The sequence below is a fragment of the Niallia sp. FSL W8-0635 genome (assembly GCF_038007965.1).
Lineage (GTDB): Bacteria > Bacillota > Bacilli > Bacillales > Cytobacillaceae > Niallia.
Window position 1 is genome coordinate 3,583,296 of record NZ_JBBOYD010000001.1, and the last position, 12,220, is coordinate 3,595,515.

The 12,220-nt window shown below is 34.6% G+C and carries 11 protein-coding genes; 2 read left to right on the forward strand and 9 right to left on the reverse strand.

Annotated elements, in window-relative coordinates:
• Positions 1–77 precede the first annotated feature (77 nt).
• The 4 genes from NYE52_RS17300 to NYE52_RS17315 all read right to left on the reverse strand — a co-directional run bounded on the left by NYE52_RS17300 (position 78) and on the right by NYE52_RS17315 (position 5,486).
• Positions 78–1,373 (reverse strand): ABC transporter substrate-binding protein, encoded by a 1,296-nt coding sequence (locus tag NYE52_RS17300; RefSeq protein WP_341194187.1) that lies wholly within the window; start codon positions 1,371–1,373, stop codon positions 78–80.
• 163 nt (positions 1,374–1,536) lie between these two features.
• Positions 1,537–3,078 carry a response regulator transcription factor gene (locus NYE52_RS17305; RefSeq protein WP_341194188.1) on the reverse strand — a complete coding sequence of 514 codons (1,542 nt, stop codon included), beginning with the start codon at positions 3,076–3,078 and terminating at the stop codon, positions 1,537–1,539.
• A gap of 4 nt (positions 3,079–3,082) precedes the next feature.
• On the reverse strand, positions 3,083–4,834 hold the full coding sequence (locus NYE52_RS17310) for a cache domain-containing sensor histidine kinase (protein WP_341194189.1): 1,752 nt from the start codon (positions 4,832–4,834) through the stop codon (positions 3,083–3,085).
• Positions 4,835–4,853: 19 nt separating this feature from the next.
• Positions 4,854–5,486, reverse strand: a complete 633-nt coding sequence (locus NYE52_RS17315) for a YesL family protein (protein ID WP_341194190.1) — start codon at positions 5,484–5,486, stop codon at positions 4,854–4,856.
• Positions 5,487–5,758: 272 nt separating this feature from the next.
• Here NYE52_RS17315 and NYE52_RS17320 point away from each other — a divergent pair, with 272 nt between their 5' ends.
• Entirely contained in the window at positions 5,759–6,580 is an 822-nt protein-coding gene (locus NYE52_RS17320; RefSeq protein ID WP_341194191.1) for an STAS domain-containing protein, read from the forward strand.
• Between the two features lie 128 nt (positions 6,581–6,708).
• Here the strand turns inward: NYE52_RS17320 and cdaS are convergent, their stop codons facing one another.
• A complete protein-coding gene (cdaS, locus tag NYE52_RS17325; RefSeq protein ID WP_341194192.1) occupies positions 6,709–7,332 on the reverse strand; it encodes a sporulation-specific diadenylate cyclase CdaS in 624 nt (207 codons plus the stop codon).
• A 165-nt stretch (positions 7,333–7,497) separates the two neighbouring features.
• Between cdaS and NYE52_RS17330 the strand changes: the two genes are divergently transcribed.
• Positions 7,498–8,040, forward strand: a complete 543-nt coding sequence (locus NYE52_RS17330) for a hypothetical protein (RefSeq protein ID WP_341194193.1) — start codon at positions 7,498–7,500, stop codon at positions 8,038–8,040.
• Positions 8,041–8,076: 36 nt separating this feature from the next.
• On the opposite strand, the gene NYE52_RS17335 is transcribed toward NYE52_RS17330, so the two are convergent.
• The 4 genes from NYE52_RS17335 to NYE52_RS17350 form a co-directional block, all read right to left on the reverse strand.
• Complete coding sequence (locus NYE52_RS17335) at positions 8,077–9,159, reverse strand: nitric oxide synthase oxygenase (protein WP_341194194.1); 1,083 nt, start codon at positions 9,157–9,159, stop codon at positions 8,077–8,079.
• A 22-nt stretch (positions 9,160–9,181) separates the two neighbouring features.
• On the reverse strand, positions 9,182–10,555 hold the full coding sequence (locus NYE52_RS17340) for an aldehyde dehydrogenase (RefSeq protein ID WP_341194195.1): 1,374 nt from the start codon (positions 10,553–10,555) through the stop codon (positions 9,182–9,184).
• A gap of 196 nt (positions 10,556–10,751) precedes the next feature.
• Positions 10,752–11,516: a type I 3-dehydroquinate dehydratase gene (gene aroD, locus NYE52_RS17345; protein ID WP_341194196.1), complete on the reverse strand. Its 765-nt coding sequence runs from the start codon at positions 11,514–11,516 to the stop codon at positions 10,752–10,754.
• Between the two features lie 35 nt (positions 11,517–11,551).
• Complete coding sequence (locus NYE52_RS17350; RefSeq protein WP_341194197.1) at positions 11,552–12,079, reverse strand: shikimate kinase; 528 nt, start codon at positions 12,077–12,079, stop codon at positions 11,552–11,554.
• Between the last annotated feature and the right edge of the window lie 141 nt (positions 12,080–12,220).

Consider the following 12,220-nt stretch of genomic DNA (forward strand, 5'->3'; position numbering starts at 1 on the left):
CTCCTTTCTCCATTAGAAATAGAGCACGAATCATTCAAATGGGAACTCTTCGTGCATTTGTTATAACAAACGGAATACTATTTATTTCTCCCTAATATTTCATTTGCTTGGTCTCTAAATTTCTTTGCTCCTTCTTCTGGTTTGATTTGTTTAAAGAGGATTTGATCGGAAACATCCTTTAATGCCTTCATTACTTCCGCACTGCCAATTGGATCAGGTGGATCTGCTTCGCTTGCATGCTGTGCTGCAGCTTCTACGTATTCCACAATTTTCGTCTCCGATTCGTTAAGCTCTGACTTAATAGCGTCTGATACTTCCGTTGAAACAGGGACTCCTCTTTCTCCTTTAATGATTTTATTTGCTTCAATGTTATTCACAAAGTAATCAATAAATTTAGCAGCCTCTTCTTTTACCTTTGAACTTTTTGGAATCGAAAATAGCATACTAGGCTTTAAGAATAAAGCACTTTCCTTTTCTTGTTCTGGCGGTAAATTAATTGTTAATGGCGCTTCCGTTAATTGCGAGAATGCTAAGTATTGGTTAGACCAGTTCCATGTGAATCCAGTTGCACCTTTTACAATAAAGTCATCTTCCATCCCTTTAATTTGTGCTTGTTCATCAGGCGTTGGCGATGCCTTTCCATTAATTAAACGCAATTGTCTTTCAAAATAATCAACAAATAATTGATCATCCGTATAAGCTAATCCTGTACCATCTTCCTTATAAAAACGTTCTCCCTGTGTTCTTAAATAGTACGGGAAGAACACATCTGGGGGATGCATCCCGTTCGATCCATATATCCCTAGTTTTTCTTGTAACTGCAATGCTACTTTTTCATAATCCTCCCATGTCCATGTTTGGCTATTAATCTCAATTCCCGCATCTTTCAAAAGCTGATCATTAGAAATTACCGACAATACGTTCATGCCAGCTGGCAATCCGTAAAGGTGATCTTTGATTTTCCCTCCGGAAATATTATTTTCAGGAATATTCGAAGTATCTATTGTCCCATTTTCTAAATATGGTGTTAAATCTTCTAACTGACCTTTTTCTCCATATTGGGATAAATAGGCCATATCCATTTGAATAATATCAGGTAATTGGTTGGCAGCTGCTTGAGGAGCTAGCTTTTTCCAATAGTCATCCCAGTTTGCAAATTCTGGCTCGATATTGACATTTGGATTTTCCTTTTCATACATTTCAATGACTTTCGTTGTATAATCATGACGTGGCTGCCCACCCCACCATGCAAAGCGAAGGGTAACTTTTTCATTGCCATCATCACCTCCTGAATCATTACTGCTCGTTGAACTACAACCGCTAAATGCCGTGACCATAAACAAACTTAATGCTAAAACGAGAATTTTCTTCATCCAATCCCCCTCTTCTTTTTGTATTGTAAGTGCTTTCATTAAGATTTTACGCGTTATTTATCTTTCATGGAATGGAAAAAGCAGAGATTTCTTGTTTAAAAAATAGAGGTTTCCAAAAAAAATCTCCTAATCCATTCTCTACAAAATGATTAGGAGTTCTTTTTTAATTTGCATTTTTAAATTCAGATGGGGTATATCCAGTATGCTTTTTAAAAACTCGGCTAAAATATTGGGGATTATCGCCAAACCCAATCATTTCTGCAAGTGCAAAAATTTTGACATCATCCGTGTTTTTTATTTCTTCAATCGCTCTGTTTACTCTCATTCTCGTTACATAACTCGAAAACTTTTCTCCCGTTTCTTGTTTAAAGAGCTTTCCTAAATAATCTGCATTCATATAGACTTGTTTAGCTACCCATTTCAAAGAAAGAACAGGATTACTCAATTCCTGATCAACTATTTCTTTTATTTTCTCCATTAAAAAGGACTGTGAAGACTTATGTTTATCATAATAAGAAAAGGTGATATCTTTTGTATGGCGAAGAAGAAAATCCTTCATCTCCTGAATAGTCTTTGCTTCCAGCAAATAAGGAATTTCCCTCATATATTCGGAAAGTTTTTTGCCATAGCAGGTTTGAATGATAGCAAGGAAAAGCTGAATGACATAGGCTCTTGTCAAATGAATGGGATCTCGTTTAGCTGCAAGCTGATAGAATACGTCGTCCATTTCCTTTTCGACCATGTCCCAATTACCTGACTTTATTTGTAAAAACACTTGCAATTCATCAAAATCAAAACTATCGGTTTCTTGTTCTTCCTGAATATCTTCTTTCGTGATAATACTGCCTTCTTCTAAATAAAAACGATAACTGAGACATTCTAATGCTTCTTGATAAAGCTTTTTTGTTTGTGTAATAGGTCCCACTCTGCTGACAGCAATAGTCATATCCATTTCATAGACAGCATAAAAATTTTTTCGAATTTGCTCCATTCTTTCTTGTAAATCTTCTTGGCTATTACTTTGATCTAACAAGAACAAAATATATTCTCCGATATTGGATGAAAGAATGGGGGCCTCAAAAATATCGTTTCCGATATTCTCCAGCATAAATAAATGTTCATAGGTGAATTCTTTCTCTAAATGAAATAGCACTACACAAATTTGCTTATTCTCTAATTTAATGCGAAAAAGTCTTTCATAATAAGCTAAAGTCTTTTTCTCAGACTTCTTACTTGTAACAAGTTCTGTCAATAATTGTTTTTTTACAAAGGGCTGAACAGTGTCCATCTTCTTTCTCAATTCTTTTAAATGAGACTCTCTTTTTTCTGTGATATGAATCTCTCTAATAGTCTGCTCAATCGCTTCCATAATTTGAAACTCATTACAAGGCTTTAGTAAATAATGCTTCACCCCAAACTCCATTGCTTTTTTTGCATAATGAAACTCCGAAAATCCCGATAAAAGGATAAAATGAATAGAAGGGAATTCTACGGATATTTTCGAAACTAATTCAATTCCATTCATACCAGGCATTTTAATATCACATATGACAATATGTGGTCGCAAATCAGTGATTAACTGATAAGCCTCCATCCCATTAGCAGCTTTTCCTACTAACGTAGTTTCGAGCATTTCCCAGTTAATGATGCTTGCAATACCGTCTAATATGATTCTTTCATCGTCCACTAAAATAACTTTATACAAACCATCACCGCCATTCATTTGGAATGCTTAGACATACCTTCGTTCCCATTCCTGCTTTGCTTTTGATCGTTAAGCCAAATGCATCTCCATATAAAAGCTTGATTCTAGCATCGATATTAGATAATCCAATTCCATTTCCTTTTGCTTTCCCTTCCTGTTTCAGAACCCGTTCTAATAATGCTTCCTCCATTCCAGGACCATTATCTTCTACAATAATATGAAGGATGTTCTCCTTTAAAAAGGCTTGCACATTTATTTCGCAGGTCTCTATCATTCTTTCAAGGGCATAATGAACCGCATTTTCCACAAGTGGCTGAATCATAAATTTAGGAATATAGCAATTTTTTGTATTTGGCGAAATTTCTTCACGAAAAACTAATCGATCTCCAAAACGATATTTTTGAATTCTTATATAATGGGAAACGATGAAAATTTCTTCTTCAAGTGGCACAACATCATTTTTCATCTTCATGGCATTTCGCATTAGATAGCCTAAAGACTCCACCATGCTTGAAATATCCTTTTGCCCATTTATTTTTGCCTGCCAATTAATCGTCTCCAAGGTATTGTATAAAAAGTGGGGATTAATTTGTGCCTGCAATGCCTTAAACTCTGTATCTTTAATCAAAAGCTGCGTCTCGTAATTTTCTTTTATCAATCTATTTATGCGGTTAATCATCAAAATAAAATGATTCGTAAGAATACCAACTTCATCCTTTGAGTCTGCTGGTTTTAACACATTAGTAATGGATAAGTTACCTTTTTGAACATTTTTCATTGCTAGCACAAGCTGTTCAATTGGTTTAGTCAATTTACCGGAGAAAACAATTGCCATCAATAAAACCAAGCCATTCAAAAGCAGGAAAATACCTACCATGACGTATTTAGTTGTTTTCACTTTCGAAATAATAGAATCAAATGAGACAATGTTCCAGTAAACCCAGCTAACGTGAGAACTCGTAGAATGAGTAATAAAGTATTTCTTGCCTTTAATAGTTCTAATTTGATAACCGACTTCCGTTTTCGGTAAATATGGGATTTTCTCAAGCTCTATTGAGGAATCTTTGTAAAAAAAACGATTTGTGTCACTACTAATCATCATATTATTTGTCTGTTTATTTTCTTCAGATATACTATCTTCCACAATTCTGTCTAGATTCACTTGCATTAGGAGCGTACCTAAGTTGTCTAAACTCAAATTTTTATGTGCTCTTATTTTACGTATTGCAAAAATTTTGTTACTAGTTGTTTCTGTTACCCATTGGTTCGCTCCGTTATTTTCCTCTGCAATCTCTATCCATTTCTCCTTCTGATTATAGATGATTGGCGAAGAAAATCCTCCAGCACGGTACTCTGCTCCATTTACATCTAGCAAATGAATAGAATGAATATACTTAGAAGACCCAACATAATCAGTCATTAAATCCCAAAGTTCATTTTCCAGCTGGTATCGCTCGTATGGATTATCATTCTTTTTTACTTCCGCCAAAATTCTTTGAATCTTATTATCTGTCATAACCGAAAAGGATATCTCTTCAATATTCTTTAATTCTTTTTCTAATTGGTTGGAGGACATATGTAATACTTCAGTCGTCTTTTGATAATATTGTTGATCGTATACATGAAATGCATATTGGAATCCAACTAAGATAAAGGATAAAGATCCTATCATGATTAATAAGATCGTTAGAATGAGCTTGTTTTTAATTTTCAGCTGCTTATATTTATTGAGAATAGAAATAAACCAGTTTTTCATATCTGAGCTCCTCTTTGCTTCAAATAGTTCGATCCTGGTTGAGCCTTTGCAAACGACTATCTATACTAACAAACGCTTTCCCTGCAATCCATGTAATAACAAATGCACTGGAACTAACACTGAAAAACAATAGAAGCGTAATATGTAGGGAAGCAATTAAAGTAACGCAAAACACGGCTAGAAAAATTCCTAATGTATGAAGTGGACGTAAAAATCCAATAAAAAAAGCATATTTTAGATACTCAAATAATCTAAGTTCATAATAGGTGAAGATTGGTAGAAGATAAAAGAAAGTAGTCATAAAGTATAGAAATAAACCAAGAAAGAGAATAATAGGGAATGTTTGACCCAAATCACTGATAATCCGAAAATCAATGTAAAATAATAAGAAAATCATTGTACAAATCATCCCAAGGATATTCCCTTTCCGCCAATTTTCCTTGTAGCTATTCCAGAATACTGGGAATATAGCAATATCAGTCTCTCTGTTGACCCATTTTTTTGTAATAGAAAACATTGCTATACTTGCTGGCATCCACCCAAATAAACCAAATCCTAAAGCAGTAAAAAACCCCCATAGGATATTTAAATAAGCCAATCGCATTACCCATTCACAAAAACGATAGACACCATTTGTTAAGATATGTACCAATATTCCATCAACTCCCTTTTTTAATCTATTGTACCTCACTTTTGAAAACCTTTACATAGGATAAACAGCATGGTAAAAGGCAAGGAATATTTATCTATTAAGTCCCCCTAAGATTCTAGATTCTTTGCTACATCCCCACTCTTTATTTTCTTAAAAAAATGAAATTTTAGGTTTTAATTTCTAAACAATAGGGTAGATACCACATATTAAAAATAATTACTAGCGGAAAAATAGTGCTTTCTATCTCAATTAATAAACGGGAGTAGCGGAAAATGAATACCATAACTTACATAAAGGAAGAATTAAAAACATTCATTAATGAAAATGAATTTCCATTCAATCAAAAACTTCTTACGGAAGCAATAAATGTATCAACAAAGATTACTGACATATTAAACAAAGGAAACATCGATTTATTAAAAAACGCCAAAAAATTAATTTTTTATACAGTCGATCAGAAGGAAGAAGAATTAATCTCTTTTGCGAAAGTAGAAGGAATTGCATGGGCAAAACACTCTTTAACGCTTGAATTAAAGCTTGAATGGGTGCAAGCTATACGAAGAACGCTCTGGCACTTTATACGGATAATTGATGAAGAAAAAGACATCATGAAAAATCGCGATGATTATTACGGAATGGAAAAAATATTCAATGAAAAAATAGATCAATTTTTAAATACCTTTTTTCTTAGCTATTCTCACTACAAGGATGAGATGTTACATAAACAAAGAGAAATGGTTGAACATTTATCTGTACCAATTATTCCAATTAAACAATCTATTTCCGTTTTACCGTTAATCGGTTATATTGATTCGTACAGAATTAAAGTAATTGAGGAAAAGGTACTTAATGATATAGGAGATTCCAAAATCCAAATATTAGTTATAGATCTTTCTGGTATAGCCATAATGGAAATGGATGTAATTGATTACTTCGAAAAAATATTAGCAGGGATATCAATGATGGGTTGCAAAGCTATTCTGACTGGATTAAGGCCAGAGTTAGTGAAAAAAATGGTGCATGCTGGCATTCAATTCGAAAAAAATGCTGAAACAAGAGGTACGCTGCAAGAAACCTTGAAGAATATCCTATAGCTTTAATTAAAAAGACCAATATTGGTCTTTTTTCAGTTTAGAATCAAAAAACATTTTAATTCCATTTGGAAATATACTACTATTTTCGTAAATATAATTTGATTCCTCTACCTTAAGATGGTTCGATCCTAGCTGGTTATTCCACCAGGTTGGATCGGATATAAAACCCCCCCCAAGGCGAACGATATTCTGCCTGTTTCCTCGGAAACGACAATAACTAACGCATCAGATATCTCACTTAAACCAATGGCTGCACGGTGTCTTGTCCCTAATTTTTCCTTACCCTTGTAATGAACAGAGGAAGGAAAAATATTTCCAGCTGAAATAATCGAATCTCCCTCGATCAACACCCCACCATCGTGCAAAGGATTACCTGGGTAGAAAATTGCTTCTAATAGAGACGGAGATAACTTTGCATGCAAAGGAATTCCAGAATGAACAAGTGTTTCTAATTCATTATTGCGCTTAATGGCAATTAGTGCACCATGTCGCTTTTCCGATAAAGATTGAGCACATGCTGTAAGAATTTCTAAATCCTTTGTATAAGGCTCTAAATATAATTGCAAATAGAAGGTAGCAGTACTATGGTGAATACTTTTAAATAACTTATTTACTTCTTCAAAATCATTTAAGATACAGCAATCTTTTTCATTCATTGTATGCTTAAGTTCCCCAATTTTCTCTTGTAAATGGGTTAACGAGTCGTGCATATGATTACTAAATTCTATCGGTAAATGTCTTTCACCTTCCATACGAAACACTCCTTTTTTTGTTACCTTGTCCAAGCTTAGTGAATTTATGCAAGCAGGTAGTTAAATTTGTTATTAGCTTGCTGATGCATTTTGAGTCATTGAATTCATATTTTACAAATGATAGACTAATAGTTGAGTATTTCAAAAGGAGGGAATATTCTACAGATGAAATTTTGGACTTGGACTATTATTATTCTACTTTCCGTTACCGCAATCGGCGTTTCTTCCTTTTTTATTATGCAAACACTATTTGACAGTAATTCACCTTTACAAACAAAGAATGAACGATCTGTCGTAAAGGAAGCTTCCGCCGAAGTAGAAGAATCTTTTAACACAGAAAAAGTCAATACTCCTGTCAATGAGGAAGTTGTTGCTTTGGCCGATGGCACGAGTGGACACACATTTATTTCTAATTGGCATGACTTTTATAATGAAACATTAGGTTGGGGTAGACTGGAAACGACTAGCTACGAAGAACAAAAAGAAGCCGCTCTATCCATTCTTGAAGAGATGAAAGATATCAAAGTTTCCGATGATAAGATTGCACAAGATATCGAGGACATTGCTACAAATGCTAAAGTTATAGTGGAAACGGATGATCGTGCCGCTATGCGAAATCTGCATCGATATTTTCATGATTTAGATATTTATTTTAATGGTTATAATTATAATCAAACGTTTGGTATTACTGAATTTAGAGGGAACTAAGCTCGTTAATCGATAGACTAAGTTCCTCTCTATCTTTTAGATAAATGGATATTTTTGATTAAAATAATTGGGTTTTTTGCCTTCATTATTGTATCTTTTATGAAAAATATGGGTTGTTGCGGGAGATAGCGGTGGAATTAGCCATGCCCAATTGCCAGTAATTTCTCTCCCTTTTTCTGCTTCTTTATTCTCAAATGTCTTAAATTGCTGTGCAGCTGTGTGATGATCCACAATCGTTACACCTGCTTTTTGAAATGAATCTAATACAGCAATATTTAATTCGACTAACGCTTTATCTTTCCAAAGTGTAGCATTCTTTTTCATGTTGAGCCCAAGCCATTCCCCGATGGTTGGAAGCATATTATAACGATTCTCATCCGCCAAGTTTCTTGCTCCAATTTCTGTTCCCATATACCAGCCATTAAATGGAGCCGCCGTATAAGAAATACCACCAATTTCAAGGCGCATACTAGAAATAATTGGCACCGCATACCACTGTAAGCCTAATTCTTCAAACCATGAATAGTCTGGATGTTGAATAGGTACTTCTAAAATAATTTCTTTCGGGATTTCATACAGCTTCGGCTTTTGTCCATTTTTTTGAATGACAAGGGGGAGGATATCAAAATTTGTTTGTTTTCCTATCCAACCTAGCTTTAAGCACTCTTTTGTAAAAGCGATAGAATCTGGATCACCAATGATTCCATTCTCTGTTTCATATCCTGCATAACGAATGAGTTGATGATTCCATATTCGGATACTAGAATCTCTTTTTTCTTGCTCAAAAATAGTAATCGTCGGCTTTATTTTTCCTCCATTTGTTGCATAGGCAATATGATGAAACAAGGCTTCTTTTACTTCTTCTTCTGTTTCAGCATGCCGTTTATCTAGTACATGTAGATTTTCCCAAAACAACCGACCGATGCAGCGATTACTGTTGCGCCAAGCCATTTTAGCACCATATACTAATTCTTCCTCTGTATGCTCATAGTAGCCCTTTTCATCGATTGCTTTCTCCACTTGTGCTATTCGCTTTTCAATCTCTTCTTCTGATCTGTTCATTTCCTTATAGGCTGTATCAATAAATATTTTCGCTTCTTCTAGTAGTGTTTTAACCAACAGAGGTCCTCCTAAATGATCATTACTTTAGCACTTTACGAATAATCTTTTCCTTTTTTTCTGTATATGGTGGAAAAAGAATAGGGATATCCACTTTCACGCTCTTTCTGAGTATACTTCTTTGATGAGAAAATGTAGTAAAACTATATTCACCGTGGTAAGCTCCCATCCCTGACGCACCAACTCCACCAAAAGGCAAACTCGGAGGAACAATATGCGTCAGTACATCATTAACACAAACTCCCCCTGACGATATCGCCGGAATAACCCTTTCTTCTGTTTCCTTGCTATTCGTAAATAGATAGAGTGCCAAAGGCTTATCTAGCTTTTTTATTGATTCGATTGCTTCATCTAATTTTGTGTACGTTAAAACTGGTAAAAGCGGACCAAATATTTCTTCTTGCATTGTGGCAGATTCCCATGTTGCATCAAGTACAGTTGGTTCCATAAATCGTGTTTCAATGCTATACTTTCCTCCAATTAAAATGCCTTTTTGGTCTGCTTCTAGCATATCTCTTAAGCGAAGAAAATGTCGTTCACTTACTATTCTGCCGAAATCTTCCCTCTCTTCAATCTTTTCTCCAAAATAACTTATTAGTGTCTTTTTCAATTCACCGATTAATGCCTCTTTGACAGATTCATGGACCATAATATAATCTGGTGCCACACAAGTTTGACCTGCATTCAGCGTCTTCCCCCAGATAATTCGCTTAGCTGCTATCGTTAAATTTGCTGTTTCATCTATAATAACTGGACTTTTTCCGCCAAGCTCTAACGTAATAGGTGTTAAATGCTCTGCCGCTGCTTCCATCACGATTTTCCCTACTTTCGTGCTACCTGTAAAGAAAAGATAATCAAAGTTGGCATGTATTAATGCTTGATTTGTCTCCACTCCTCCTTCCATAGAACAAATATAAGAAGGCTCAAAAGTAGTATTAATCATTTCTGTTACTACAGTTGAAACAGTTGGTACCAGCTCTGATGGCTTTAATATTGCGCAATTCCCTGCAGCAATTGCTCCAATTAATGGTTCAATCAATAATTGAAATGGATAGTTAAAAGGACCAATAATTAGAACTGTTCCATATGGCTCGTAAAGAATTTCTCCCTTGGAAGGGAATAGACTCCATGTACTTCTTACCTTTTTTGGTTTCATCCATTTTTTCAAATGTTTCATTGTATGGCTTATGCTATTAAGCACAAATCCAATTTCCGATGTATACGACTCAAAAGGATGTTTTCCCAAATCTTTCTGAAGGGCTTCTATTAATATTTGCTCTTTTTCTAAAATAGCATTTTTCAATTTTTCCAGTTGCTCCATCCGGAATGTATAGGACAATGTTTCTTGCGTTGCAAAGAATGATTTTGTATGTGCTAACTTTTCGTTTACGTTCATTTTTTTCCTCTCCATTACAGGGTATCATTTAAAATTGAGTGTACCAACTTTTTCTTTCGTTTATCAAGTTTTATAGAAAAAATGTCTTTTGAATGCTACCAATTTATTATTTCGCTGAAAGAAAACGTCTGAAGTAGACTAAAAAAAGATTTCGCATAAGAACCGATTTACATTAGGTCCTTATGTGAAATCTTTGTCATAAACTTTTATGTAAACTATTTAATATATACCTCAATTCTTCAATTGGAATTTGCCCTGGAGCTGATGCCTTTTTTGCTGCTGCAAAAGTGATAGCAGAGCCAAATATTTCTCCTGCCATTCTACTTAGAGTTCCTTTTCCTCCCATAGACATTGTGACAATCGGTAAATTTCCATCCATTTCTTTCATCGTTGCCGTTGCGTCTAGTAAGGTTAAAACATCTTTAACAGATTGAGGCATAACCGCAATTTTCGGAATATCCGCACCTAATTGTTCTGCTTTCTGTAATCGAGAAATTATTTCCGCCTTTGATGGTGTTTTTTCAAAATCATGGTTAGATAGAATCACTTTAATTTCCTGACCATGCGCCTGCTTGATCGTTTCTACAATTGCTGCTTCTTCCATAAATAATTCCAAATCTAATAAATCAATCAGCCCTGTTTCTACCATTCTGTTATTTAACTGAAAATATGCCTCCTTCTCTATTTGTCTTTCTCCACCCTCATTAGCTGTTCGAAAAGTAAATAATAAGGGAATATTTCCAACCGTATTTCTTAATAGATGAAGAGCTTCTATCACACTGCTTATATTATCTACTTCTGAAAAATAATCCACACGCCACTCCATTATATCGATTGGAAGCTCCTTGAGTAATACTGCCTCTTCCCTTAGTTCTTGGATTGATCTTCCAATAAGGGAAACACATATTTTCGGTATACCTTCACCAATCAAAACATCTCTCACTTTTACACTTTTACTCACCTTTTTCCCTCCAACAACATTCTTCTCTCTTTTATTTAAACAAGATCTAATGAGTCTATAATGGAATCTACTATTTCCACTAGCTCTTTCCCATCCAATTTCACTTTCAAATGATGGTTAACATAGATTGCCTTTCTCTCATTAAATAATTTCTTTATCTCTTCCTCTGATTTCCCTTGCAGCACCGGTCTACTATCGATAATAAATGGAATTCTTTCCCTCCATGCTTTAAAAGGCATATCTAAATATAAGACAATGCCATTTTCTAGACAATTTTCCCGAATATCTTCTTGTAAAAATGCTCCCCCCCCAAGAGATATAACTTTTTTTGTCTGTTTGGATAAAGCTATAATCATCTCTTTCTCTTTTTTCCGAAAGAATTCCTCTCCATAATGATGAAAAATTTCGGTCACCGTCATGTTATATTCTTTTTCTAATTGATGATCAATATCGACAAAGTCCCTTTGAAGTTTATTTGCTAACGCCTTTCCAATCGTTGTTTTTCCTACTCCCATAAATCCAATTAATAAAATACTTTTCTCTTTCGCTAATTCCTTTTGCAACTTCAAGCCCCCTATAATCTATGTCCGCCAAAAATCTTTCTTTCATTATAAGGGAAATACAGTCTATATCCTAGCAGATTATTAGGAATAAAACGGATACTCCTTTCATAAAATGTAGCGAATAAAACGATAATCTTCCTC